Annotated in this window: 21 protein-coding genes and 2 tRNA genes; 7 read left to right on the top strand and 16 right to left on the bottom strand. The window is 70.4% G+C overall.

The annotated features are described in order from the left end of the window. Nucleotides 1-163: 163 nt before the first annotated feature. From ndk to Srubr_RS37085, 4 genes are all read right to left on the bottom strand, one after another. On the bottom strand, nt 164-577 hold the full coding sequence (ndk, locus tag Srubr_RS37100; protein ID WP_189995379.1) for a nucleoside-diphosphate kinase: 414 nt from the start codon (nt 575-577) through the stop codon (nt 164-166). Between the two features lie 65 nt (nt 578-642). Beyond that, on the bottom strand, nt 643-1,005 hold the full coding sequence (locus Srubr_RS37095; RefSeq protein ID WP_189995380.1) for a DUF4233 domain-containing protein: 363 nt from the start codon (nt 1,003-1,005) through the stop codon (nt 643-645). 8 nt (nt 1,006-1,013) lie between these two features. Beyond that, nucleotides 1,014-2,525 carry a bifunctional tetrahydrofolate synthase/dihydrofolate synthase gene (folC, locus tag Srubr_RS37090; RefSeq protein ID WP_189995381.1) on the bottom strand — a complete coding sequence of 504 codons (1,512 nt, stop codon included), beginning with the start codon at nt 2,523-2,525 and terminating at the stop codon, nt 1,014-1,016. Nucleotides 2,526-2,784: 259 nt separating this feature from the next. Beyond that, on the bottom strand, nt 2,785-5,409 hold the full coding sequence (locus Srubr_RS37085) for a valine--tRNA ligase (RefSeq protein WP_189995385.1): 2,625 nt from the start codon (nt 5,407-5,409) through the stop codon (nt 2,785-2,787). Between the two features lie 251 nt (nt 5,410-5,660). Here Srubr_RS37085 and Srubr_RS37080 point away from each other — a divergent pair, with 251 nt between their 5' ends. Next, nucleotides 5,661-6,701: a hypothetical protein gene (locus Srubr_RS37080; protein ID WP_189995387.1), complete on the top strand. Its 1,041-nt coding sequence runs from the start codon at nt 5,661-5,663 to the stop codon at nt 6,699-6,701. An 80-nt stretch (nt 6,702-6,781) separates the two neighbouring features. On the opposite strand, the gene clpX is transcribed toward Srubr_RS37080, so the two are convergent. From clpX to Srubr_RS37055, 5 genes are all read right to left on the bottom strand, one after another. Then, nucleotides 6,782-8,068: an ATP-dependent Clp protease ATP-binding subunit ClpX gene (gene clpX, locus Srubr_RS37075; protein WP_069780904.1), complete on the bottom strand. Its 1,287-nt coding sequence runs from the start codon at nt 8,066-8,068 to the stop codon at nt 6,782-6,784. A 170-nt stretch (nt 8,069-8,238) separates the two neighbouring features. Beyond that, nucleotides 8,239-8,904, bottom strand: coding sequence for an ATP-dependent Clp protease proteolytic subunit (locus Srubr_RS37070; protein WP_181793786.1), 666 nt, complete (start codon nt 8,902-8,904; stop codon nt 8,239-8,241). A 67-nt stretch (nt 8,905-8,971) separates the two neighbouring features. Beyond that, on the bottom strand, nt 8,972-9,577 hold the full coding sequence (locus Srubr_RS37065) for an ATP-dependent Clp protease proteolytic subunit (RefSeq protein WP_189996000.1): 606 nt from the start codon (nt 9,575-9,577) through the stop codon (nt 8,972-8,974). A 328-nt stretch (nt 9,578-9,905) separates the two neighbouring features. After that, nucleotides 9,906-11,276, bottom strand: coding sequence for a trigger factor (gene tig, locus Srubr_RS37060; RefSeq protein WP_189995389.1), 1,371 nt, complete (start codon nt 11,274-11,276; stop codon nt 9,906-9,908). Between the two features lie 177 nt (nt 11,277-11,453). Continuing rightward, nucleotides 11,454-11,530 (bottom strand) — tRNA-Pro (locus tag Srubr_RS37055). A 249-nt stretch (nt 11,531-11,779) separates the two neighbouring features. Here Srubr_RS37055 and Srubr_RS37050 point away from each other — a divergent pair. Further along, nucleotides 11,780-11,850 (top strand) — tRNA-Gly (locus Srubr_RS37050). 112 nt (nt 11,851-11,962) lie between these two features. Here the strand turns inward: Srubr_RS37050 and Srubr_RS37045 are convergent. Further along, complete coding sequence (locus Srubr_RS37045) at nt 11,963-12,157, bottom strand: hypothetical protein (protein WP_030790404.1); 195 nt, start codon at nt 12,155-12,157, stop codon at nt 11,963-11,965. 377 nt (nt 12,158-12,534) lie between these two features. Between Srubr_RS37045 and Srubr_RS37040 the strand changes: the two genes are divergently transcribed. Beyond that, nucleotides 12,535-13,740, top strand: a complete 1,206-nt coding sequence (locus tag Srubr_RS37040; protein WP_189995391.1) for an acyltransferase family protein — start codon at nt 12,535-12,537, stop codon at nt 13,738-13,740. A 15-nt stretch (nt 13,741-13,755) separates the two neighbouring features. On the opposite strand, the gene Srubr_RS37035 is transcribed toward Srubr_RS37040, so the two are convergent. Together Srubr_RS37035 and Srubr_RS37030 are read right to left on the bottom strand one after the other, a co-directional pair. After that, the gene (locus tag Srubr_RS37035) at nt 13,756-14,202 is read right to left on the bottom strand and encodes an HD domain-containing protein (protein ID WP_189995392.1); all 447 of its coding nucleotides are present in this window, start codon (nt 14,200-14,202) and stop codon (nt 13,756-13,758) included. A gap of 97 nt (nt 14,203-14,299) precedes the next feature. Next, nucleotides 14,300-15,469, bottom strand: coding sequence for a PP2C family protein-serine/threonine phosphatase (locus Srubr_RS37030; RefSeq protein WP_189995393.1), 1,170 nt, complete (start codon nt 15,467-15,469; stop codon nt 14,300-14,302). A gap of 161 nt (nt 15,470-15,630) precedes the next feature. Between Srubr_RS37030 and Srubr_RS37025 the strand changes: the two genes are divergently transcribed. After that, the gene (locus tag Srubr_RS37025; RefSeq protein WP_189995394.1) at nt 15,631-16,875 is read left to right on the top strand and encodes a GNAT family N-acetyltransferase; all 1,245 of its coding nucleotides are present in this window, start codon (nt 15,631-15,633) and stop codon (nt 16,873-16,875) included. An 8-nt stretch (nt 16,876-16,883) separates the two neighbouring features. On the opposite strand, the gene Srubr_RS37020 is transcribed toward Srubr_RS37025, so the two are convergent. Both Srubr_RS37020 and Srubr_RS37015 read right to left on the bottom strand, forming a co-directional pair. Further along, the gene (locus Srubr_RS37020) at nt 16,884-17,693 is read right to left on the bottom strand and encodes an Fpg/Nei family DNA glycosylase (protein WP_189995395.1); all 810 of its coding nucleotides are present in this window, start codon (nt 17,691-17,693) and stop codon (nt 16,884-16,886) included. 429 nt (nt 17,694-18,122) lie between these two features. Continuing rightward, complete coding sequence (locus Srubr_RS37015) at nt 18,123-18,608, bottom strand: ribose-5-phosphate isomerase (protein ID WP_189995396.1); 486 nt, start codon at nt 18,606-18,608, stop codon at nt 18,123-18,125. A 215-nt stretch (nt 18,609-18,823) separates the two neighbouring features. On the opposite strand from Srubr_RS37015, the gene Srubr_RS37010 reads away from it, so the two are divergent. After that, entirely contained in the window at nt 18,824-20,242 is a 1,419-nt protein-coding gene (locus Srubr_RS37010) for an amino acid permease (RefSeq protein ID WP_189995397.1), read from the top strand. A gap of 95 nt (nt 20,243-20,337) precedes the next feature. Here the strand turns inward: Srubr_RS37010 and Srubr_RS37005 are convergent, their stop codons facing one another. Beyond that, entirely contained in the window at nt 20,338-20,919 is a 582-nt protein-coding gene (locus Srubr_RS37005) for a biotin transporter BioY (protein ID WP_189995398.1), read from the bottom strand. A gap of 401 nt (nt 20,920-21,320) precedes the next feature. Here Srubr_RS37005 and Srubr_RS37000 point away from each other — a divergent pair, with 401 nt between their 5' ends. Next, the gene (locus Srubr_RS37000; RefSeq protein WP_189995400.1) at nt 21,321-22,709 is read left to right on the top strand and encodes an amino acid permease; all 1,389 of its coding nucleotides are present in this window, start codon (nt 21,321-21,323) and stop codon (nt 22,707-22,709) included. Nucleotides 22,710-22,833: 124 nt separating this feature from the next. Beyond that, nucleotides 22,834-23,481 (top strand): superoxide dismutase, encoded by a 648-nt coding sequence (locus Srubr_RS36995; RefSeq protein WP_189995402.1) that lies wholly within the window; start codon nt 22,834-22,836, stop codon nt 23,479-23,481. Nucleotides 23,482-23,607: 126 nt separating this feature from the next. On the opposite strand, the gene Srubr_RS36990 is transcribed toward Srubr_RS36995, so the two are convergent. Next, nucleotides 23,608-24,270 carry a mycothiol-dependent nitroreductase Rv2466c family protein gene (locus Srubr_RS36990; protein WP_189995410.1) on the bottom strand — a complete coding sequence of 221 codons (663 nt, stop codon included), beginning with the start codon at nt 24,268-24,270 and terminating at the stop codon, nt 23,608-23,610. Nucleotides 24,271-24,386 lie beyond the last annotated feature (116 nt).

The raw sequence follows: 24,386 nt of genomic DNA, 5'->3' as shown, positions 1-24,386 counted from the left end.
AGGGTCTCCGCCATTGTCACCAGATGGCGTGCCGCCTCGCTTGTGGAGACGGGCGTTCGGGGGCGCGCGTTCCCTCAAATGCGCGGACTGTGCGGCGGGCCCGGACGAAGGGTGCGAGAAAGGCCCGGGACCACCGCCCGGACCTTCTCCGCCGCCGTGGGTCTTACGCGCGACCGGGGAAGAAGATCTTCACCTCGCGCTCGGCGGACTCCTCCGAGTCCGAGGCGTGGATCAGGTTCTCGCGGACGATGACACCGAAGTCACCGCGGATCGAGCCGGGCGCGGCGGCGATCGGGTCGGTCGGGCCGGCCAGCTGGCGCACGCCCTCGATCACCCGCTCGCCCTCCACGATCAGCGCGACGACCGGCCCGGAGGACATGAACTCCACCAGCGGCTCGTAGAACGGCTTGCCGACGTGCTCGGCGTAGTGCTGCTCCAGCGTGGCGCGGTCCAGGGTGCGCAGCTCCAGCGCGGTGATCCGCCAGCCGGCCTTGCGCTCGATGCGGCCGATGATCTCACCGGTCAGCCCCCGGCGGACGGCGTCGGGCTTGAGGAGGACAAGGGTGCGCTGGCTCACGAGGGGCTCCTTACACGGCTTACGGGTGCGGTGGCACGAGGTTACAGGGCGTGCCGAGGCGTCCGTCACGCAGCGTCAGCCGGGGAGGAGGACGCCTGCGCCCCCGCCGCGAAGCGGGCCTTCGCCTCGTCCACCTTTCTCCCGAAGTGCACCGACGCCCACCACAGCGCCGCGAAGACCGCGCCCATGAAGTACATGGTCGGCACGAAGACACCGGAGGCGATCAGGGCGAGCTGCAGGGCCCAGCCGAGGGCCACCCCGCCCGGGCGGGTCACCATGCCGCACAGCAGCACGCACAGCAGCATGGCGATACCGCTGACCAGCCACACCGTCGACGTCGCCAGGTCGGGGTCCTTCATGGCGACCAGCCCGGCGAAGCCGATGATGAAGAACTCGCCGATCAGGGTCGACGCACAGAGCGTACGCATCTTGTCTCTCAGCCCTTCCCCAGCAGCAGCCGGGCCTCGCCGACCGTGATGACGGAACCGGTGACCAGCACACCGCCGCCCGCGAACTCGCCCTCCTCCTCGGCCAGCGTGATCGCGGCCTCCAGGGCGTCCGGCAGCCGCGGCTCGACCTGCACCCGCTCGTCGCCGAACACCTCGACGGCGATCGCGGCCAGCTCGTCCACGTCCATGGCGCGGTGGCTGGAGTTCTGGGTGACGACGACCTCGGCGAAGATCGGCTCGAAGGCCTCCAGCAGCCCCCGCACGTTCTTGTCCCCGCTCGCGCCCACGACGCCGATCAGCCGGCTGAAGTCGAACGCCTCCCGCACCGCCTCCGCGGTGGCCTCGGCGCCCGCCGGGTTGTGCGCCGCGTCCAGCACGACCGTCGGGGAGCGCCGGACGACCTCAAGCCGGCCCGGGGAGGAGACGGCCGCGAACGCCTTGCGCACGGTGTCGATGTCCAGCGGCTCCGCGCGCTGGGCGCCGACGCCGAAGAACGCCTCCACGGCGGCGAGCGCGACGGCCGCGTTGTGCGCCTGGTGGGCGCCGTGCAGCGGGAGGTAGACCTCCGGGTACTCGCCGCCGAGGCCGCGCAGGGTCAGCAGCTGCCCGCCGACGGCGACCTGCCGGGCGGTGACGCCGAACTCCAGCCCCTCGCGGGCGACCGTGGCGTCCACCTCGACGGCCTTCTTCAGCAGCACCTGCGCCGCGTCCACCGGCTGCTGGGCCAGGATGACGGTCGCGTCCTGCTTGATGATGCCGCTCTTCTCGCCGGCGATCTCCGCGGTGGTCTCCCCGAGCCGGTCGGTGTGGTCCAGGCCGATGGGGGTCACGACGGCCACGTCACCGTCGATCACGTTGGTGGCGTCCCAGGAGCCGCCCATGCCGACCTCGACGACGGCGACGTCCACGGGCGCGTCGGCGAAGGCGGCGTACGCCATGCCGGTGAGGACCTCGAAGAAGGAGAGCCGGTACTCCTGCTGACCGTCCACCATCTCGACGTACGGCTTGATGTCCCGGTACGTCTCGATGAACCGCTCGGCCGAGACCGGGGCGCCGTCCAGGCTGATCCGCTCGGTGACCGACTGCACGTGCGGGCTGGTGTACCGCCCGGTGCGCAGTTCGAAGGCGCCGAGCAGGGCCTCGATCATGCGGGCGGTGGACGTCTTGCCGTTCGTGCCCGTGATGTGGATCGAGGGGTACGAGCGCTGGGGCTCGCCGAGGACGTCCATCAGCGCGGAGATCCTCGTGACCGAGGGCTCCAGCTTGGTCTCGCCCCAGCGGGTGGCCAGCTCCGCCTCGACCTCGCGCAGCGCCTTGTCGACCTCGGGGTCCTCCGGGCGCGCGGGTACGTCGGCCTGCGGCGGGCCGCCCTGGGTGCGCAGGGTGCGGCTGCCGGCCTCGATCACCGCGAGGTCGGGGTCGCGGGTGGTCTCGGCTTCGATGATCTCGTCGAAGCTGTCGAGGGGGTCGGGCTGGTCGGTACCGTTCGGGTCGCTCACGGTGCCCAGTCTACGGAGACCGGCTGACAAAGGGTGCGGTGGCTTGGTGTCGCCGGCCGGGGTGGCTTGCCCGCTCGGCCGGCTGCGGGTCCGTCGTGGCTTGTCGCGCAGTTCCCCGCGCCCCTGGCGGGGCACGCCGAAGGCCCCGGCGCCTGGGCGGCACCGGGGCCTTCGGCAGCGTCAGACGTTTCGCGCTCCCGCTACCCGTGACTCACGCTTTTGCGTCAAACGTTTGACGCGACGTGCGTGCGTCGGTGACTCACGCCTGCGGCAGCCTCTCCAGCTGGGCGGTGATGCGGGCGATGTCCTCGTCCGCCTTGGTCAGGCGGGTGCGGATCTTGTCCACGACGTGGTCCGGGGCCTTGGCGAGGAACGCCTCGTTGCCGAGCTTGGCCTCGGCCTGCTGGCGCTCCTTCTGGGCCGCCGCCAGGTCCTTCGCCAGGCGCTTGCGCTCCGCGGCGACGTCGATCGTGCCGGAGAGGTCGAGCGCGACCTGGGCGCCCGCCACCGGCAGGGTCGCCGTGGCCGTGAAGGACTCGCCCTCGGGCTGGAGCCGCAGCAGCTGGCGGATGGCCGCCTCGTGCGGGGCGAGGGCCGTGCCGTCCAGGGTGAGGCGGGCCGGGACCCGCTGGCCGGGCTGGAGGCCCTGGTCGGCGCGGAAGCGGCGGACCTCGGTGATGACCGACTGGAGGGTGGAGATCTCCTGCTCGGCCGCCGCGTCCCGGAAGCCGCTGTCGGCCGGCCAGTCGGCGATCACGACCGACTCGCCGCCGGTCAGCGTGGTCCACAGGGTCTCCGTGACGAACGGGACTACCGGGTGCAGCAGCCGCAGCGTGACGTCGAGGACCTCGCCGAGGACCCGCTTGCTGACCTCGGCCTGCTCGCCGCCCGCCTGGAAGACGGTCTTGGACAGCTCCACGTACCAGTCGAAGACCTCGTCCCACGCGAAGTGGAAGAGGGCGTCGGAGAGCTTGGCGAACTGGAAGTCGTCGTAGTAGGCGTCGACTTCGGCGACGACCGAGTTCAGGCGGGAGAGGATCCAGCGGTCGGTCGCGGACATCTTCGCCGGGTCCGGCAGCGGGCCCTGGACCGTCGCGCCGTTCATCAGCGCGAAGCGGGTCGCGTTCCAGATCTTGTTGGCGAAGTTGCGCGAGCCCTGGACCCAGTCCTCGCCGATCGGCACGTCCACGCCCGGGTTGGCGCCGCGGGCCAGGGTGAAGCGCAGGGCGTCGGAGCCGTACTTGTCCATCCAGTCCAGCGGGTTGACCGCGTTGCCGAAGGACTTCGACATCTTCTTGCCGAACTGGTCGCGGACCATGCCGTGCAGGGCGATGGTGTGGAACGGCGGGGTGCCGTCCATCGCGTACAGGCCGAACATCATCATCCGGGCGACCCAGAAGAAGAGGATGTCGTAGCCGGTGACCAGGACGGAGTTCGGATAGAACTTCGCGAGCGACTCGGTCCGCTCGGGCCAGCCGAGGGTGGAGAACGGCCACAGGCCGGAGGAGAACCAGGTGTCGAGGACGTCGGTGTCCTGGTGCCAGCCCTCGCCGGACGGCGGCTCCTCGTCGGGGCCGACGCAGACGACCTCGCCGTTCGGGCCGTACCAGACCGGGATGCGGTGGCCCCACCACAGCTGGCGCGAGATGCACCAGTCGTGCAGGTTGTCGACCCAGTCGAAGTACCGCTTCTCCATCTCCTGCGGATGGATCTTGACCTTGCCGTCGCGGACGGCGTCGCCGGCGGCCTTGGCCAGCGGGCCGACCTTGACCCACCACTGCATCGACAGGCGCGGCTCGATGGTGGTCTTGCAGCGCGAGCAGTGGCCGACGGAGTGGACGTAGGGCCGCTTCTCGGCGACGATCCGGCCCTCGGCGCGCAGCGCGCCGACGATCGCCGAGCGGGCCTCCAGGCGGTCCATGCCCTGGAAGGGGCCGTGGACGGTGATGACGGCGTGCTCGTCCATCACGGTGATGGACGGCAGGTCGTGGCGCTGGCCGATCTCGAAGTCGTTCGGGTCGTGGGCCGGGGTGACCTTGACGGCGCCCGTGCCGAACTCGGGGTCGACGTGGGTGTCGGCCACGACCGGGATGGAGCGGTCGGTCAGCGGGAGCCGGATGAGCTTGCCGACGAGGTGCTTGTAGCGCTCGTCGTCGGGGTGGACGGCGACGGCCGTGTCACCGAGCATCGTCTCGGCGCGGGTGGTGGCCACGACGATGGAGTCCTCCCCGTCGCCGTAGCGCATGGAGACCAGCTCGCCGTCGTCGTCCTGGTACTCGACCTCGATGTCCGAGATGGCCGTCAGACAGCGCGGGCACCAGTTGATGATGCGCTCGGCGCGGTAGATCAGCTCGTCGTCGTAGAGCTTCTTGAAGATGGTCTGGACGGCCTGGGACAGGCCCTCGTCCATGGTGAAGCGCTCACGGGACCAGGCGACGCCGTCGCCGAGGCGGCGCATCTGGCCGCTGATCTGGCCGCCGGACTCGGCCTTCCACTGCCAGACGCGTTCCACGAAGGCGTCGCGGCCCAGGTCGTGGCGGGACTTGCCCTCCTTGCCCAGCTCGCGCTCGACCACGTTCTGGGTGGCGATGCCGGCGTGGTCCATGCCGGGCTGCCACAGCGTCTCGTAGCCCTGCATGCGCTTGCGGCGGGTGAGCGCGTCGATCAGGGTGTGCTCGAAGGCGTGCCCGAGGTGCAGGCTGCCCGTGACGTTCGGCGGCGGGATGACGACGGTGTACGGCGGCTTGTCGCTCTTGGCGTCCGCGTCGAAGTAGCCCCGCTCTACCCAGCGCTCGTACAACGGCCCCTCTACATCGGCCGGCGCGTACTGGGTCGGCAGTTCGGTGTCGGGCTTGGGGGGCTGCTGCTGAGCGTTGTGGGTCACGGAGGCCAGTTTAGGGGTGGCTCGGCAGCGCCGGAAAACCGGTGAAGGACACCAGGACGGACGGGCGCAGCCTGGCGGTCGGGCTGGTGCCCCGGAGAACGAACGGCGCCGACCGCGCGTGGAGCGGCACCGTCATGGCGTCGGGCCGTGTCCTGCGCGTGTTTCGTAACGATGCGACCCCTGCCGACGTGACCGGTCGCGCCTTCCGCGAGGATTCCGTCCGAGGAACATCCAACGGGAGGACTCCAGAGATGAGCAACAACCAGCCGGGCCCGTACGGCGGGCCGCCCCAGCCGCCGGGTCCGTACGGCCAGCCGGGGCAGCCCGGCCCGTACGGCCAGCCGGGGCCCTACGGCCAGCCGGGCCCGTACGGCCAGCAGCCGCAGGCTCCGCAGCCCGGCTACGGCTATCCCCCGCAGGCGCCTCCGGCTCCGTCTCAGGTGCCTCCGGCTCCCCCGCAGCCGGGGTACGCCTACCCGCAGCAGGGCGGCGTGCCGCAGCAGCCGAACCCCTACGGCCAGCAGCCGAACCCGTACGGTCAGCAGCCCGGTCCGTACGGCCAGCAGCCCTACGGCATGCCGCAGCAGCCCCAGCCGAGCGGGGGCAAGAAGAAGACCGGGCTGATCATCGGCGCGGTGGCGGTGGTGGCGGCGGTGGCCGTCGGCGTGTACTTCGCGATCGGCGGCGGAGGCGGCGGCAGCGCTGTCGCGGACGACGGACCGCACAAACTGACGGCACCGGGGTCGGTCCTCAACGGCACCTACACCAAGTCGACCGAGTCGAGCGGCGATGAGGTCACCTCGTCCGACCTCGAGGACTTCGAGAAGGCCGGCGTCAAGAACCCGACGGGCGCCCACGGCACCTATCAGAGCGGCAAGGGGCTCACCGCGAAGGGGCTGTCCTTCAGCGGTGTCTACGGCACGATCGACGATCCCGAAGGGGTCCTCGACACCGTGTTCGCCAAGGCCAAGGCGGAGTCCGAGAAGGACCAGAGCAGCTCCGACCTGAAGGGCAAGCTGGTCGGCAGCCCCGAGCAGGTCAGCCCGGCGGGCTTCGCCAACGGCATCATGAAGTGCCAGGTGGTCCAGCTCGACAACACCAGCTCCTCGGCGTCGTCCAGCGGAGCGGCCAAGTCGGTCAAGATGCCGGTCTGCATCTGGGCCGACCACAGCACGGTCGCCCGGGTGTCGGGCTTCAGCGTCGCCATGCTCGCCTCCGGTGACGGAGGCACCATCGACGACACGGCGCGGCTCGCCGCCAAGCTGCGCGACGATGTGCGTGTGAAGGCTTGACAGCAGCGCCGAAGAGCTGCGTAGCACCGAAGGCGGCTCGGAGACACCGAGCCGCCTTCGCTTCGCTCACCCTGCCGGGCTCAAGCCGACTTCTGCTCCCCGGACCCCCGCCCCCGCGCGTCCCGCGGGATCAGGGTGGGGTTCACGTTGGAGAGGACCACGTCGGCGGTGATGACCACGCGGGCCACGTCCTTGCGGGACGGGACCTCGTACATCACGCCCTGGAGGACCTCCTCCATGATGGCGCGCAGGCCGCGGGCGCCGGTCTGACGGAGGATGGCCTGGTCCGCGATGGCCTCCAGCGCCTCGCGCTCGAAGTCCAGCTCCACGCCGTCGAGTTCGAACAGGCGCTGGTACTGCTTGACCAGGGCGTTGCGCGGCTCGACCAGGATCTTCAGCAGCGCCTCGCGGTCCAGGTTGTGCACGGACGTGATCACGGGCAGTCGGCCGATGAACTCGGGGATCATGCCGAACTTGACCAGGTCCTCCGGCATGACGTCCTCGAAGACGTCCTTGGCCTCCAGCTCGCGCTTGGACAGGATCGTCGCGCCGAAGCCGATGCCCTTGGCGCCGGCCCGGGCCTCGATGATCTTCTCCAGGCCCGCGAAGGCACCGCCCACGATGAACAGCACGTTCGTCGTGTCGATCTGGATGAACTCCTGGTGCGGGTGCTTGCGGCCGCCCTGCGGCGGGACCGAGGCCGTCGTGCCCTCCAGGATCTTCAGCAGCGCCTGCTGGACGCCCTCGCCGCTCACGTCCCGGGTGATCGACGGGTTCTCGCTCTTGCGGGCGACCTTGTCGATCTCGTCGATGTAGATGATCCCGGTCTCGGCCTTCTTGACGTCGTAGTCCGCCGCCTGGATCAGCTTCAGCAGGATGTTCTCGACGTCCTCGCCGACATAGCCCGCCTCGGTCAGCGCCGTGGCGTCGGCGATCGCGAACGGGACGTTCAGCATGCGCGCCAGGGTCTGCGCCAGCAGGGTCTTGCCGGAGCCGGTGGGACCGAGCAGCAGGATGTTGGACTTCGCCAGTTCGATCGCGTCGTCCCGGCCGCTCGCGCCGCCGTTCTCGCCCGCCTGGACCCGCTTGTAGTGGTTGTACACCGCGACCGAGAGCGCCTTCTTGGCGGCCTCCTGGCCGACCACGTAGCCCTCGAGGAACTCGTAGATCTCGCGCGGCTTGGGCAGTTCCTCCCAGCGCACCTCGCTGGTCTCCGCGAGCTCTTCCTCGATGATCTCGTTACAGAGATCGATGCACTCGTCGCAGATGTACACACCGGGCCCTGCGATGAGCTTCTTGACCTGCTTCTGGCTCTTGCCGCAGAACGAGCACTTGAGCAGATCGCCGCCGTCACCGATGCGTGCCACGGTGTGCTTCCCCTTCGCCTGGGAGACGCCTGGACGTCGTGAGTCCAGCGGCTCCTGGTGCTGCCTTATGTCCGACGGTACCTTGCCGGGCCCGGTGTTCGGGCCCCCCTTGGCAGGGTTCACTTTGCCGTGCGCCGCGCCAAGGGGGGCTCGGAGTGCCGCGTGCCGCGTCAGCGGACGGCGGCGTTGTTCAGCTTGCGGGTGGAGATGATCTGGTCGACGAGGCCGTACTCCAGCGCCTCCTCGGCCGTGAGGATCTTGTCGCGCTCGATGTCCTCGCGGACCTTCTCGATCGGCCGGTTCGAGTGCTTGGCCAGCATGTTCTCCAGCTGCTCGCGCATCCGGGTGAACTCGTTGGCGATGATCTCCAGGTCGGAGAGCTGACCGCGGCCGGTGGAGCCCGCCGGCTGGTGGATCAGCACCCGGGAGTTCGGCAGCGCCATGCGCTTGCCGGGCGTGCCGGCGGCCAGCAGGATGGCCGCGGCGGAGGCCGCCTGGCCCATGCAGACCGTCTGGATGTCGGGCTTCACGAACTGCATCGTGTCGTAGATCGCCGTCAGCGCGGTCATGTCGCCGCCGGGGCTGTTGATGTAGATCGAGATGTCCCGGTCGGGGTCCATCGACTCCAGGCACAGCAGCTGCGCCATGACGTCGTTGGCGGAGGCGTCGTCGATCTGGACGCCCAGGAAGATCACGCGCTCCTCGAAGAGCTTCGCGTACGGGTCGTACTCGCGGATGCCCTGGGAGGTGCGCTCGACGAAGCGCGGGATGACGTAGCGGCTGTCGGGCCGGGGGCCCTCGTACATACCGCTGGCGGCGCCGGGGAAGTTGCTCATGGGGTTCACCGTCCTGGTGGCGTTCGGGGGGCTGGTGTCTCGGCGGTGCGTGGCGTGGCCGGGCCGGTCAGGCACCGGTGCCGCCGCCTCCCGGAACACCCGAGGCGTGCGTGATGATCTCGTCAATGAGACCGTACTCCTTGGCCTCTTCCGGGGTGAACCAGCGGTCGCGGTCGCCGTCGCGGATGATCGTCTCGACCGTCTGGCCGGAGTGGAACGCGGTCAGCTCCGACATACGCTTCTTGGTGCGCATCAGGTACTCGGCCTGGATCTTGATGTCCGAGACCGTACCGCCGAGGCCGGCGGAGCCCTGGTGCATCATGATGTCCGCGTGCGGCAGGGCGAAGCGCTTGCCGGCGGCGCCGCCCGTGAGCAGGAACTGGCCCATGGAGGCCGCCATGCCCATCGCGATGGTGACCACGTCGTTCGGGATGTACTGCATGGTGTCGTAGATCGCCATGCCGGCCGTCACCGAGCCGCCGGGGCTGTTGATGTAGAGGTAGATGTCCTTGTCCGGATCGGCGGCAAGGAGCAGCAGCTGCGCCGTGATCTTGTTGGCGATGTCGTCGTCAACCTGCTGGCCGAGGAAGATGATCCGCTCGTTGAGCAGCCGGTTGTAGACCTGGTCGCCGAGGCCACCACCGATGGAAGGCTCGCCGGCGGCGGAGGGCATCAGATTCGTCACGTATCCACCTGCTCGTCTTACGACGGCGCCGGGCCGTCTCACGTCGTCCTGCCGGAGGCTTTGGCGGGGGGTGTCAGGAGACTCCCCTGCCCCCGTATTCATGGACCCTAACGCTCAGCCTCCTTCGGGGAATCCCGGAGATGGGAGTGTTCGCCGGGGGCGTAGCGCGGGGGGCTGTCGCCGGACACCGCGCGCGGTGCGCGGGGGCTTGCGGGGGGTGCGGCGGGCCGGCCGCGATCACCGGCGTACGCGAACGGGCCCCGGGGACATCCCCAGGGCCCGCTGTACGGCCTTACCCGCGCCGCAGGGCTCGCGCTCAGCCCTCGGTCTTCTCCTCGGAGGTCTCCGACGCCTCGGCGGCCTCGGTCTCCTCCTCCTCGTCGTCCAGGTCGACGATCTCGCCGTTGGTGTCCTTCACCGTGGCGGCCTCGACCACGACGGCCAGGGCCTTGCCACGGGCGACCTCGCCGACCAGGAGCGGCACCTGGCCGCCCTCGACGACGGCCTGGGCGAACTGGTCGGGGGACATGCCGGAGGAGGCGGCGCGCCGCATGAGGTGCTCGGTGAGCTCCTCCTGGTTGACGTTGAGCTGCTCCTTCTTGACCAGCTCGTCCAGGACGAACTGGGTCTTGATGCCCTTGACCGCGGCCTCGCGGGTCTCGGTCTCGAACTCCTCGGCGGTCTTGCCCTGGATCTCCAGGTACTTGTCGAGGGTGAGGCCCATCTGGGCGAGCTGGTGGTGCTCCAGGTTGTGCTTGCGGGTGTTGATCTCGTCCTCGAGCAGCTTCTCGGGGACGGGGACCTCCACCAGCTCCAGCAGCTTCTCCAGGACGCGCTCCTGGGCCTGCGTGGCCTGGTCGAACTGCTTCATGTTGGCGAGGCGCTTGCGGCTGTCCGCCTTCAGCTCCTCCAGGGTGTCGAACTCGGAGGCGAGCTGCGCGAAGTCGTCGTCCAGCTCGGGCAGTTCCCGCTTGGCGACCTGGGTGACCTTGACGGTGACCTCGGCCTCCTTGCCGGCGGCGGAGCCGCCCTTCAGCTCGGAGGTGAAGGTGGCCTCGCCACCGGCCTCCAGGCCCTTCACGGCGTCGTCGATGCCGTCCAGCAGCTCGCCGGAGCCGATGGTGTAGGACACGCCGTTGGCGATGCCGTCCTCCAGGACCTCGCCGTCGACCTTGGCCTCCAGGTCGATCGTGACGACGTCGCCCTCCTCGGCCGCGCGCTCGACCGGGGTGGTGGAGGCGAAGCGCTCACGGAGCTGCTCGACCGACTTCTCGACGTCCTCGTCGGTGACCTCGACGGCGTCGACCTCGACCTCGATGCCGGAGTAGTCCGGGATCTCCAGGGCCGGGCGGACGTCGACCTCGGCGGTGAAGTTCAGCGTCTCGCCGTCCTTCAGCTCCGTGATGTCGACCTCGGGCTGGCCCAGCACGTTGAGCTCGGCCTCGTTGACCGCCTCGGTGTAGAACTTCGGCAGCGCGTCGTTGACGGCCTCCTCCAGCACCGCACCGCGGCCGAACCGCTGGTCGATCACGCGGGCCGGGATCTTGCCCTTGCGGAAGCCCTTCACCGTGACCTGCTGGTTGATCTTCTTGTACGCCGCGTCGAGGCTGTCCTTGAGCTCCTCGAAGGGCACCTCGACAGTGAGCCGAACCCGGGTCGGGTTCAGGGTCTCCACGGCGCTCTTCACGGTTCGGTCTCCTTGTGGCTGACTTCTTGGTTTCTGCCGGAGCCAGACAGGTCCGGCGGATTCGCCGCCCGGACGAGTACGTAGGCCGTGAGGGCCAGGACACACGGGCGCGCAGCTTGCATAGTAACCACAGCCGGTCGGCGCCCCAAAAGGCGATCTTCGCGGGTCGTGTGCCGGTGGTCGGGGTGGCGGGATTTGAACCCACGGCCTTCCGCTCCCAAAGCGGACGCGCTACCAAGCTGCGCCACACCCCGTCTGGTGTGCGACACGTAGGGTACATGCCCCGGCCGATCGCGTCGGCCGGATTGTGCGGGCCAACACGCGGGAGAGCGGGCCGGGGGCCCGTACGGGCGGCGCCGGCACCTTCCCCGGGGCCGTCGCCGGGCCTCCCGTCGCCACACAGGGCCCCTCAGGGCCGTCATGAGGGAAGTCGTTGGCCTCGGCGGCGGGCGACCCGCTACGATGCCTCCAGTGCCGCGGTCACCGACCCGCGGCGCGGTGTTGCGGGCGTAGCTCAATGGTAGAGCCCTAGTCTTCCAAACTAGCTACGCGGGTTCGATTCCCGTCGCCCGCTCTGACCGGCTCAAGGGCCCGGCCTTCCGCTTCGGCGGGGCCGGGCCCTTGGCGTTTCGCTGCGTGGCGTCGGGGGCCGGGGCGGGCCCCGGTGATCGCCGGGGCCGCACCGGTCAGAACCTGATCGAGTTGATGGAGTCCGCTATCGAGTTCAGGAAGCGGGTGAGCGGCGGGGCCATGCCGGTGGAGGCCAGGAAGAAGCCGAAGAGGATCGCGACGATGGCGGGGCCGGCCTTGAGGTTCCCCCCTCGGATCAGGACCACCAGGATGACCGCCAACAACAGCACCACGGACAGTGAAATGGCCACTACTGATCACACCCTCGGTCGGTCCGCTCTCCCGGCCCGGAGGTACGGCCCGCGCACCCCCGCCAGGGACATCGTGCCACCAACCCGGGCCGCATATGCGGCCGATGACGAATCGTCGGACACCGGCGCCCGCCACGGACGACCTACCGCACAGTAATTCGATCAAGCACCCACGCGCGGCGCACCACGGAATTACCCGACTTCGTTTCCGTCTCCACACATCTCGCGCCCAGGTAATTCGAATTGATGTCACAGGAACGATGTATGCCCCCTTTAGTCGGGATGAATCGGGACATTACGCGGGTGTCCTGGACCGATAACCGGGAATCATTGCGGGGGTTTTACGAAATACAGCGGACGCCGTTAGGGTGCCTGAGATGTTTGACGCCGCCTCGTCCCCCGCCGGCCCGAACCGCAACCCGCTCCCCCTGGCGCAGCCGCCGGTGAACGGAGTGCCCGCCCCGCGTCCCCCGGTGGACGCGCGGGAGCGGCAGGCGGCGCCGGACAGACCCGGACGGCAGCGCGACGCGTTCTTCGACAATGCCAAGTACCTGGCCATCGTGCTCGTCGCGACGGGCCACGCGTGGGAGCCGCTGAAAGACGGAAGCCGGTTCCTGGAGAGCGTGTACACCGTCGTGTACACCTTCCATATGCCGGCGTTCATCATCGTCTCCGGCTTCTTCTCCCGCCATTTCGACATGCGCCCGCACCGGCTGAAGCGGCTGGTCACCGGGGTCGCCGTGCCCTACGTCCTGTTCGAAACGGCGTACACGCTCTTCCGGAACCTGATCAACGGCTCGCACGCGGACATCAGCCTGCTCGACCCCTGGTATCTGACCTGGTTCCTGGTCGCGTTGTTCGTCTGGCGGCTGACCACTCCGCTGTGGCGGCTGGTGCGTCATCCGTTCCCGCTGGCCGTCGGCATCGCGATGCTGGCGTCCGTCAGCCCGGACATCGGCGACGACCTCGATCTCCGGCGCGTCCTGCAGTTCCTGCCGTACTTCGTGCTCGGCCTGTGCCTGCGGCCCGAGCACTTCGAGCTGGTGCGCCGCCGCGGGGCGCGGATCGCCGCGGTGCCGGTGTCCGCGGCGGCGCTGGCGGTCGGCTGGTGGGCGGTGCCGCGCATGAACACCGGGTGGTTCGCCCACAGCGAGTCGGCGCAGGAACTGGGCGCCCCCTGGTGGTGCGGCCCGGTGATGACGCTCGCGCTGATGGGCTGCTCACTGCTGCTGACGGCCTGCTTCTTCGCGTGGGTGCCGCGCCGGACGACGTGGTTCACCACGCTCGGCGCGGGCACCCTCTACGGCTACCTGCTGCACGGCTTCCTGATGAAGTACGGCGACTACCGCGGCTGGTTCGAGCACCCCTGGCTGCACCGGCCGGCCGGCGTGGTCCTGGTGACCGTGCTCGCCGCGGCCGCCGTCACGGTGCTGTGCACCCGGCCGGTGCGGCGGGTCTTCCGCTTCGCGGTGGAGCCGCGGATGGAATGGGCGTTCCGGCAGGACGCGGCCGAGCAGGCCCGCAGCCGCAACCGGCCAGGGGAACGGGAGCGGGAACGGCGGCCGGAGAGGGCCGGTGTCTAGGCGGCCGGACTCCCGTCACGGTTGCGGGCCGAGAAGCGCGCGCATCCTGTCGTACTTCCCGGTCAGCCGGGTGCGGACCGGCTCGGGGAGGACGGCGAGGCGGTCCGGGTCGGCGTTGTGCGCGAGGTCGGCCTCCTTCACCAGCGGCGCACCCGGGGTGGCGAGGATCCGGGCGGCGTACGCCTCCGGGGACTCCCCCGGTCCTCTGGTGAGGGCCCGCACGATGGCCTTGGTCCGCGCGGTGAGGCGGGCCCGGGCCAGCCACTCCTCGCTCAGCACTGCGTCCTCCACGGCGTCGTGCAGCCAGGCCGCCGCGATCTGGTCCGGGTCGCCGCCCCGGGCGCGCACGCCCTCGGCGACGGCCGCCAGGTGCTCGGCGTACGGCCGTCCGGCCTTGTCGGTGCGGCCGTCGTGGGCGGCGCGGGCGAGGGTCTCGACCTCGGCGAGGGTGAGAGGGGACATGCCCTCAGTGTCCCCCGCGGAGGACCGGAAGCCCCGGTGTCCCCCGCGGAGGACCGGAAGCCCCGGTGTCCCCAGCGGAGGACCGGAAGCTCCCGGCTCAGCGGGACGCGGACGCCTCGCGGCAGATCAGCAGCAGGGCCCGGTCGTCGTTGACGTCCTTGGCGACCGCTTCGATGAGGTGCCAGGCGGCGCCGTGGAAGCCGCCCGGCACATAGCGGTCGGCCTCCCCGGTGAGCCGGTCGATGCCCTCCACGATGTCCCGCTCGGCGGTCTCCACCAGACCGTCTGTGAACAGCATCAACACGTCACCGGGCCGTAGCGAGCCCTTCACGGGGTCGAACTGGGCGCCGTCGTACACACCGAGCAGCGGGCCCTCGGCCGCCTTCTCCTCCCAGCGTCCGCTGCCCGCGCTCAGCTGGAGCCCCGGCGGATGGCCCGCGGAGTACAGCTCGTAGTCCCCGGAGTCCAGGTCCAGCACCAGGTGGATGGAGGTGGCGAACCCCTCCTCCCAGTCCTGGCGGAGCAGATAGCCGTTGGCGGCCGGCAGGAAGGCGTGCGGGGGCAGCGAGCCGAGCAGACCGCCGAAGGCGCCGGACAGCAGCAGGGCCCGCGAGCCCGCGTCCATGCCCTTGCCGGACACGTCGGTGAGGACGACCTCCAGCGTCCGGCCGCCGTTCGTACGGGCGGCGACGACGAAGTCACCGGAGAAGGACTGCCCGCCCGCCGGCCGCAGCGCCATCTCGTGGTGCCAGCCCTTGGGCAGCTTCGGCAGCTTGCTCTGCACCCGGATCCGCTCGCGCAGGTCGAACAGCATGGTGCCGCCGCGCCGCCACGGCACCCCGACCCGGCTGCGGAACTGCGCGGTCAGCAGCCCGAAGAAGCCGCACGCGGCGACCACCAGGACCACGCCGGGGGTGACCCGGGAGGGGCCCTCGGTGTACGGGCCGAGCCGCACCGACTCCACGATCAGCGCGGTGGCCGCCGCCGCGTACAGCCCGAGCAGGCTCGCCGGGCGCAGCAGCAGACCACCGGCGACGATCGGCAACACCAGGCTCGCCGGGGACCACCACACCGCGTCGAACAGGGTCATGGCCGCGAGGAGCGGGACGGTCAGCAGCAGACCGGCGAAGGCGATCCAGTCGGAGCCGTCGCCGCGGAAGTAGTCCACGGCGCTTTTGCGCAGCCCGACGCGGGCCCGGTGCCACCGCTTCTTGCACCGGGCCGCGAACGTGTCGGCCTTCGCGCGCCGCTGTCGTCCTGCTGCCATCAGTTCGGGACCCTATCCAGCGGACCGGCCGCTTGGCACGGGAGGTCCCACTTGTCCCCCCTGCGGGATTCCGCTTCGCCGCGCGCACGCCGGGCCGCGCGGCGCCCGCGCCGGGACGAAAATTGCTGGCTCACCCCCTGGCGCCCTGATAGGCATGGCACATGGGGACTGACCACAGAACCGAGTTGAGGCCGCTGCGCGAGGACGAGTGGGACGGGTGGTACGACGCCTTGTACCGGGCCTTCGGCGCGGCACCCGTCTCCGGCGAGGAGCGCGAGGTGGAGCGGGCGGCCACGGAGTTCGACCGCTCCCTCGCCGCCTGGGACGGGGACGCGCTCGTCGGCACGGCCGGGGCGTTCAGCTTCCGGCTGACCGTGCCGGGCGGGGCCTCGGTCCCCACGGCGGGAGTGACGATGGTGAGCGTCGCCGCCACCCACCGGCGGCGCGGCGTGCTGACGTCGATGATGCGCCGGCAGCTGGACGACTTCCACGCGCGGGGCGAGCCGGTGGCGATGCTGACCGCGTCCGAGCCGGCCATCTACGGCCGCTTCGGATACGGCGCCGCCACGTTCCGGATCAGCGCCGAGATCGACACCAGCCGGGTGACCCTGGCACTGCCCGAGGGCACCGACGAGGTGCGAGTGCGGTCCGCGGCGCCGGCCGACGTCCTGGACGCCTGCGAGGCGGTGTACGCGGCCCTGGTCCCGCGCCGGCCCGGCATGCTGGCCCGGCAGCCGAACTGGGAGCGGGTCGCCATCGTCGACCCGGAGCGCGACCGGGACGGGGGGCCGCCGTTGCAGTGCGTGGTCGCCGAACGGGACGGCGAGATCACCGGGTACGCCCGCTTCCGCACCAAGGGCTCCTGGGAGGCGGGCGGTGCGCCCAAGGGCACGGTACGGCTGAGGGACCTGGCCGGGCTGGACCCGGCGACCGAGGCCGCGCTGTGGCGGTTCCTGTTCGGCATCGACCTGATGACGACGTTGTCGGTGTCGTCGCGGCCGGTGGACGACGCCCTGCGGTACCTGGTCTCCGACATCCGCCGCTGCGACCCGCGGCTGCAGGACGACGCCTACGTCCGGCTGGTGGACGTCGGCGCGGCGCTGTCGGCGCGCACGTACCAGGCGCCGGTGGACGTCGTGTTCGAGGTGGAGGACGCGTTCTGCCCCTGGAACGCTGGGCGCTGGCGGCTGACGGGTGACGCCAAGGGCGCGTCGTGCGAGCGTACGACCGACGCGGCGGAACTCGCCCTGTCCGTACGGGAGCTGGGCTCGGCGTACCTCGGCGGGGTGTCCCTGCTGTCGCTGGCGGCGGCCGGGCGGGTGCGGGAGCTGCGGGCGGGGGCGCTGACGGAGGCGTCGGTGGCGTTCGGTTCACCGCTCGCCCCGTGGCTGCCGCACGGCTTCTAGCCGCCGGCTCACGCCCGCTGGCAGGTGGGACACCAGAAGAGGTTGCGGGCGGCGAGGCCGGCGGTGCGGATCTCGTCGCCGCAGATGTGGCAGGGCAGGTTGGCGCGGCGGTAGACGTACACCTCGCCGCCGTGGTCGTCCACGCGGGGCGGGCGGCCCATCGCCTCCGGGGTGTGCTCGGGGCGGACGGTGTCGATCCGGTTGTTCCGCACGCCCTCGCGCATCAGCCCGGCCAGGTCGGCCCAGATCGCGTCCCACTCGGCCGGGGTGATGTCGCGGCCGGTGCGGTAGGGGTCGATGCCGTGCCGGAACAGCACCTCGGCGCGGTAGACGTTGCCGACGCCGGCCACGATCTTCTGGTCCATGAGCAGGGCGGCGATCGTCGTGCGGCTGCGGGAGATCCTGCGGTACGCGGCGGCCGGGTCGGCGTCCGCGCGCAGCGGGTCGGGGCCGAGCCGGTCGTGGATCTGCCCCTTCTCGGCGTCCGTGATCAGGGCGCAGGTCGTGGGGCCGCGCAGGTCCGCGTACGACGTGTCGTTCACCAGGCGGAGCCGGACGGTGTCCGTCGGCGGGGGTGCGGGGGCGTCGCCGAAGCCGACCTTGCCGAAGAGGCCGAGGTGGATGTGGACCCAGTCGGTGTCCCGGAACCCGAGGAAGAGGTGCTTGCCGTGGGCCTCGGTGGCGGTCAGCTCGGTACGGTCCAGCAGGGCGGCGGCGTCGGAGAACTTGCCCTGGGGGCTGGTGACGCGGGGTGCCGTGCCCAGGAAGCGCCCGGCGTAGTCCTGGGCCAGCCGGTGAATGGTGTGCCCTTCCGGCACGGGGTGTCCTTTCCTGCGTTCCTGGCCCACCCACCCGACTCGAAAACTCGAGAGGTGAGCGTCCAACGCCCCCCGGGGGGAGAGGCGACGGGCGTGGGGCGGGACGGCCTGGGGGTGGCGGTGCTTGGAAGCGCTTGGGCGAACCAGCGAGTTCTGACCGGGTGGGGTTGCCTGCGGGTGCCCCGGGGCGGGATACCCCACGGTTGCCTTCGCGAGGGGTGCGACCCGGTGCCGCAGCCGGCCGGGCCGGCCGAGACACGGCAGGCCCCGGCACAGTCAGACCTCACACAACCAGCCCCGGAACGGCCGACGCCGGAACGGTCAGACCCGGGACGGCCGGCCCCCGCACAGTCAACTGCGGCACAGTCCCACCCCGCGCGGTCGGTCGCGGTGCGGTCAGGGCGGCTCGGGCCGGCCCGTTCCGTGGGGTTACGGCTGGGGGTGGTGGGCCGGGATCGGGGGGAGGGTGCCCGTCGTCTCGTAGTCCGCGAGCATCTCGATGCGCCGGACATGCCGCTCGTCACCGGAGAACGGCGTGTTCAGGAAGACCTCGACGAACTTGGTCGCCTCCTCGGTGCTGTGCATGCGCGCGCCCACGGCCACCACGTTGGCGTTGTTGTGCTGCCGCCCGAGCGCCGCCGTCTCCTCGCTCCAGGCCAGCGCCGCCCGCACGCCCTTCACCTTGTTCGCGGCGATCTGCTCACCGTTGCCGGAGCCGCCGATCACGATGCCGAGGGCGTCGGCGTCCGCGGCCGTCCGCTCCGCGGCACGCAGGCAGAAGGGCGGGTAGTCGTCCTGGGCGTCGTAGATGTGCGGCCCGCAGTCGACGGGCTCGTGCCCCGCCTCCTTCAGCCACTCGACGAGGTGGTTCTTCAGTTCGTAGCCCGCATGGTCGGAGCCGAGATACACGCGCATGCAACGAGTGTGACACGCCCCCACCGGGGCAGCAGCCCCAGGGTGCCGGCCGCCGGCCGGCCCGGAATCGTGTGAGACATGCCATAGATCCCCAAGAGAACCAGAGGTAACGATACGGATTCGGAGGTTCCCGATTCCGTTGGCCTCGGATTCACTGGACCGACTCGTACACCGCTCGTACGGGCAGCTCCACCTGGCGCAAAGGAATTCCGTCCATGACCCCTGGTTCGGGCCTCCAAGCAGGACTCAAGAACCGCCACCTGTCGATGATCGCGATCGGTGGCGTCATCGGAGCCGGTCTCTTCGTCGGTTCCAGCTCGGGTATCGCCACCGCGGGACCCGGCATCCTCCTGTCGTACGCCCTCGTCGGCACGCTCGTCGTCCTCGTGATGCGGATGCTCGGCGAGATGTCCGCCGCCAATCCGACGTCCGGCTCCTTCTCCGCGCACGCCGACCGCGCGCTCGGCCGCTGGGCCGGGTTCTCCATCGGCTGGCTGTACTGGTTCTTCTGGGTCGTCGTGCTCGCGGTCGAGGCGACCGCCGGCGCGAAGATCCTCGAGGGCTGGGTCCCGGCCGTCCCGCAATGGGGCTGGGCACTGATCGTGATGATCGTGCTGACCGCGACCAACCTGGTCTCCGTCGGCTCCTACGGCGAGTTCGAGTTCTGGTTCGCTGGGATCAAGGTCGTGGCGATCGGCGCGTTCGTCGTCATCGGTCTGCTCGCCGTGTTCGGCGTGCTGCCGGGCGTGGACGCCGACCAGGCGTCCTTCTCCAACCTCACCTCGCACGGCGGCTTCCTGCCGCACGGCCCGGGCGCGATCCTCACCGGTGTGCTGCTGGTCGTGTTCTCCTTCATGGGCAGCGAGATCGCCACCCTGGCGGCCGGTGAGTCCGAGGACCCGCAGCGCGCGGTCACCAAGTCCACCAACAGCATCATCTGGCGGATCGCCGTCTTCTACCTGGGCTCGATCCTGGTCGTGGTCTCGCTGCTGCCGTGGGACGCCCCGTCCATCACCAAGGACGGCTCCTACGTCGCCGCGCTGAACTCGCTCGGCATCGCCCACGCCGGCCAGATCATGAACGTGATCGTGCTGACGTCGGTGCTGTCCTGTCTGAACTCCGGCCTGTACACGGCCTCCCGGATGGCCTTCTCGCTCGGCGAGCGCGGCGACGCGCCGAAGGCGTTCGCGCGGGTCAACAGCCGGGGCGTGCCGATGACCGCGATCCTCGCCTCGGTCGTGTTCGGCTTCGTCGCCGTCTTCTTCAACTACCTGTCCCCGGACAAGATCTTCCTCTTCCTGGTCAACTCCTCCGGAGCGGTGGCGCTGTTCGTGTGGCTGGTCATCTGCTTCTCGCAGCTGCGGATGCGGAAGATCATCCAGCGCGAGGCGCCGGAGAAGCTGGTCGTGAGGATGTGGCTGTACCCGTATCTGACCTGGGCGACGGCGACGCTGATCGTGGGCGTGCTGGTCTACATGCTCTTCGACACCGAGCACGACGGCCGCCGGACCGTGCTGCTGTCGCTGCTGGTCGCGGCGATCGTGCTGGTGATCGCGGTGGTCCGGCAGCGGCTGGCGGCGGCCCGCCCGGCGCCCGCGGCCGAGTCCCCGGCCGACAAGGTGTCCGTCGGCTGATCCCTGCCGCCATACAACGTCGTACAAGTACAAAAGGAAGAGGCTCGCCCGGCCGGGAATGATCCCGGCCGGGCGAGCCTCTTCCATACGGTTCCTCAGCGCTTGCCGAGCGCCTTCCAGGCGGCGGGCACGGCGCCCATCGCCAGGGCGGCCTTGAGGGCGTCCCCGATCAGGAACGGGGTGAGGCCGGCCGCTATCGCCTCGGACGCGGACAGGTGGGCCGCCAGGGCCAGGTAGGGCACGCCGACGGCGTAGATGACGGCCTCGCCGAGGACCATCGTGCCGGCCATGCGCAGCGGCGAGCGGTCGGCGCCGCGCCGGGCCAGGGCACCGACGACGGCGACGGCCAGCAGCATGCCGAGGACGTAGCCGAAGGAGACGAGACCGGTGCCGGCCTCGCCGCCCGCGAACCACGGCACGCCCGCCAGACCGGCGACCGCGTACAGGGCGAGGGAGAGGAAGCCGCGGCGGGCACCGAGGGCGGTGCCGACGAGCAGCGCGGCGAAGGTCTGGCCGGTCACCGGCACCGGGGAGCCGGGCACCGGCACCGACAGCTGGGCCGCGAGGCCGGTGAGCGCGGCGCCGCCGACCACGAGGGCGGCGTCGCGGACGCGGGAGGCCGGGAGCAGGTCGGCGAGGACTGCGCCGGGACGGGCGGTGGCGGTGGCGGTGCTCATGGGGGACTCCACGGGATGGTGTGGACACGTCGGGACACCGTGACGCTATACCGGCGCACTCGCCACGATCACCGTCAGCGCCCGACAAAGGCCGGAACGACGGCTTGGTGGGCTCCGGACAAAGACCGTGGGCCACACCAGCCGGGGCGTGACACTGATCACTAGGGCGGAGACGTTTCCCTCACGTGTTCCGCGCGGGCGGGGCAGGCTCCCCAACTGTGGAACCCCGCCAAAGGAATTGCGAGTCGTGTACGACCTCTGGTCACGTTCGACGCCGTAACCGTAGATTGACCCTGCGCACCAGAGGTGTCCGGATAGTGGTCAGTCCCTTCGCCTGAGCGGACGCGACACGGAGACTGGCGGGGTTTTTGCCCGCCCATCGCACGGGGAGAGCAGCACCCATGCCCAACAGCACGACCACGGAGACACCGCCACCGCGGGCGGACGGCTCCCTCTCCCACGGCCTCAAACAGCGCCACCTATCGATGATCGCCCTGGGCGGGGTGATCGGCGCGGGCCTCTTCGTCGGCTCCGGCTCGGGCATCGCCGCCGCCGGTCCGTCCATCGTGGTCGCCTACGCCCTCTCCGGGGTGCTGGTGATGCTGGTGATGCGGATGCTCGGCGAGATGTCGGCGGCCTACCCGTCGTCGGGCTCCTTCTCCGCGCACGCCGAGCGCGCGATCGGCCCCTGGGCGGGCTTCGCGGCGGGCTGGTCGTTCTGGGTGCTGCTGTGTACGGCGGTCGGCATCGAGGGCATGGGAGCCGCGAAGATCGTCCAGGGCTGGCTGCCTGGCACCCCGCAGTGGATGTGGGTGGCCCTGTTCATGGTGGTGTTCTGCGGCACGAACCTGGCCGCCGTGAAGAACTTCGGCGAGTTCGAGTTCTGGTTCGCCGCGCTGAAGGTCGGCGCGATCAGCCTGTTCCTGATCCTCGGTGTGCTGGCCATCGCCGGCGTACTGCCGGGCACGGACGCGCCCGGCGCCTCCAACCTCACCGACTTCATGCCGAACGGCGGCGACGGCCTGGTGATCGGCCTGCTCGCGTCGGTCTTCGCCTACGGCGGCCTGGAGACGGTCACCATCGCGGCGGCCGAGTCCCAGGACCCGGTGCGGGGCGTGGCACGCGCCGTACGGACCGCCATGTTCCGTATCGCCGTCTTCTACATCGGCTCGATGGCGGTCGTCGTCACCCTGGTCCCGTGGGACTCGAAGGACGTCGCCAACCCGGACAAGGGGCCGTACGTCGCCACGCTCGAACGCCTCGACATCCCTGGGGCGGGACAGCTGATGCAGGTGATCGTCCTCGTCGCCCTCCTGTCCGCCATGAACGCCAACATCTACGGCGCCTCGCGCATCGCCTTCTCGCTGGTCGAGCGCGGCCAGGGCCCGAAGGTGCTGGCGCGGCTGTCCGGCGGGGTGCCCCGGATCGCGGTGGTCACCTCCTCCGTGCTGGGCTTCGTCTGCGTCCTGCTCAACTACTGGCGGCCGGACGACATCTTCAAGTGGCTGCTGAACATGATCGGCGCGGTCATCCTGGTCGTCTGGATCTTCATCGCCGTCTCCCAGCTGCTGCTGCGCCGCCGCATCGAGCGCGAGGCCCCCGAGCGGCTGGTCGTGCGCATGTGGGCGTTCCCGTGGCTGACCTGGGTGGCGCTGGCCGGCATGGCCGCGATCTTCGTGCTGATGTGGCGCGAGCCGGACACCCGGACCCAGCTGTACTCCTCGGGTGGCATGGCCCTGTTCCTGGCCGCGGTCGGCTACGCCTGGCAGCGGCTGCGCGCCAAGGGCTGAGCGCCCCGCCTCACACGACAGGCCCCCACGGAACACACGTGGGGGCCTTTCTGTTGCTCTGATCCACTTGTTGCTAGCGTGTAGTTGCAAGAGGCTTGCAATAAGGTTCCGGAGGGGAACACCCATGCCCGTCTACACGCTGCCCGAGCTGCCCTACGACTACTCCGCGCTCGCCCCCGTCATCAGCCCGGAGATCATCGAGCTGCACCACGACAAGCACCACGCGGCCTATGTGAAGGGCGCCAACGACACCCTGGAGCAGCTGGCCGAGGCGCGGGACAAGGAGACGTGGGGCTCGATCAACGGCCTGGAGAAGAACCTGGCCTTCCACCTCTCCGGGCACATCCTGCACTCGATCTACTGGCAGAACATGACCGGCCCGAAGGACGGCGGCGGCGAGCCGCTGGCCCAGGACGGCGTCGGCGAGCTGGCCGAGGCCATCAAGGAGTCCTTCGGCTCCTTCGCCGGCTTCAAGGCCCAGCTGTCCAAGGCCGCGGCCACCACCCAGGGCTCGGGCTGGGGCGTGCTCGCCTACGAGCCGCTGAGCGGGCGCCTGGTCGTGGAGCAGGTCTACGACCACCAGGGCAACGTCGGCCAGGGCTCCACCCCGATCCTGGTCTTCGACGCCTGGGAGCACGCCTTCTACCTCCAGTACAAGAACCAGAAGGTCGACTTCATCGAGGCCATGTGGCAGGTGGTCAACTGGCAGGACGTGGCCAAGCGCTACGAGGCCGCCAAGTCCCGCGCCAACGTGCTGCTGCTCGCTCCCTGAGCGCCCGCACGCCCCGGTCGTCCTGCCTCGTGATCGTCTTCTCACCCTTCACGACGGCAGGCGGATGAAAGAAGACCCCCGTGAGGACGTGACTCACGGGGGTCTTCCCTTGGGCGGTTACAGGGGTTACAGGTTGCTGAAGTCCGGGCCCTTGGTCCGGGTCCGCTTGATCTCGTAGAAGCCCGGTACCGAGGCCACCGCCACCGCGCCGTCCCACAGGCGGGCCGCCTGCTCGCCCTGAGGGGCGGGGGTGACGACGGGCCCGAAGAAGGCGATCTGCTCGCCGTCGGGGCCGGGCAGGGCGATGACCGGGGTGCCGACCTCCTGGCCGACCTTCTCGATGCCCTCCTTGTGGGAGGCGCGCAGCTCGGCCTCGAACTCGAAGTCCTCCTGGCCGGCGTAGTCGATCAGCTCGGCGGGCAGCCCGGCGTCGGCGAGCGCGCCCGCGATGGCCTCCGGGGTCGGGCCCTCGCCGTTGTTGTGGATGTGGGTGCCGAGGGCGGTGTAGAGAGGGCCGACGACGTCCTCGCCGTGCTTCTGCCAGGCCGCGGTGACCACCCGGACGGCCGGCCACGCCTTGGTGGTCAGCAGCTCGCGGTAGTCGGCGGGCAGCTCGTCGAGCTTGTCCTCGTTGAGGACCGCCAGGCTCATGACGTGCCAGCGGACCTCGATGTCGCGGAGCTTCTCCACCTCCAGCACCCAGCGGGAGGTCATCCAGGCCCACGGGCACAGCGGGTCGAACCAGAAGTCGACGGGTGTCTTGCCGGACGAGGTGGCGGTCTCGGACATGGCGCTCCTTGGCGAAACGTGGGTTTCCCGCGTCAACGAGACGGGCGCCACCCGCATTCCCCGCTGTCCGCCGTCAGGAGCACATGGCAGGATCGGTCCTGTTTCAGCCGTTCTCC

Origin of the sequence: Streptomyces rubradiris, from assembly GCF_016860525.1 — a bacterium.
GTDB classification, from domain to species: domain Bacteria; phylum Actinomycetota; class Actinomycetes; order Streptomycetales; family Streptomycetaceae; genus Streptomyces; species Streptomyces rubradiris.
The sequence above is the reverse complement of the archived record's forward strand: the minus strand, read 5'-3'. Positions and strand labels throughout refer to the sequence as shown.

Bases quoted from the DNA above. Each gene is read 5' to 3' on its own strand.
- Srubr_RS37015 (WP_189995396.1), bottom strand. From the start codon at position 18,608: ATGCGCGTGTATCTCGGCTCCGACCATGCGGGCTACGAACTGAAGAAC.
- Srubr_RS37040 (WP_189995391.1), top strand. From the start codon at position 12,535: ATGTTTGACGCCGCCTCGTCCCCCGCCGGCCCGAACCGCAACCCGCTC.
- Srubr_RS37030 (WP_189995393.1), bottom strand. From the start codon at position 15,469: ATGGCAGCAGGACGACAGCGGCGCGCGAAGGCCGACACGTTCGCGGCC.
- Srubr_RS37080 (WP_189995387.1), top strand. From the start codon at position 5,661: ATGAGCAACAACCAGCCGGGCCCGTACGGCGGGCCGCCCCAGCCGCCG.
- Srubr_RS37025 (WP_189995394.1), top strand. From the start codon at position 15,631: ATGGGGACTGACCACAGAACCGAGTTGAGGCCGCTGCGCGAGGACGAG.
- Srubr_RS37035 (WP_189995392.1), bottom strand. From the start codon at position 14,202: ATGTCCCCTCTCACCCTCGCCGAGGTCGAGACCCTCGCCCGCGCCGCC.
- Srubr_RS37070 (WP_181793786.1), bottom strand. From the start codon at position 8,904: ATGAGCAACTTCCCCGGCGCCGCCAGCGGTATGTACGAGGGCCCCCGG.
- Srubr_RS37065 (WP_189996000.1), bottom strand. From the start codon at position 9,577: ATGCCCTCCGCCGCCGGCGAGCCTTCCATCGGTGGTGGCCTCGGCGAC.
- Srubr_RS36990 (WP_189995410.1), bottom strand. From the start codon at position 24,270: ATGTCCGAGACCGCCACCTCGTCCGGCAAGACACCCGTCGACTTCTGG.
- Srubr_RS37000 (WP_189995400.1), top strand. From the start codon at position 21,321: ATGCCCAACAGCACGACCACGGAGACACCGCCACCGCGGGCGGACGGC.
- Srubr_RS37010 (WP_189995397.1), top strand. From the start codon at position 18,824: ATGACCCCTGGTTCGGGCCTCCAAGCAGGACTCAAGAACCGCCACCTG.
- Srubr_RS36995 (WP_189995402.1), top strand. From the start codon at position 22,834: ATGCCCGTCTACACGCTGCCCGAGCTGCCCTACGACTACTCCGCGCTC.
- Srubr_RS37005 (WP_189995398.1), bottom strand. From the start codon at position 20,919: ATGAGCACCGCCACCGCCACCGCCCGTCCCGGCGCAGTCCTCGCCGAC.
- Srubr_RS37095 (WP_189995380.1), bottom strand. From the start codon at position 1,005: ATGCGTACGCTCTGTGCGTCGACCCTGATCGGCGAGTTCTTCATCATC.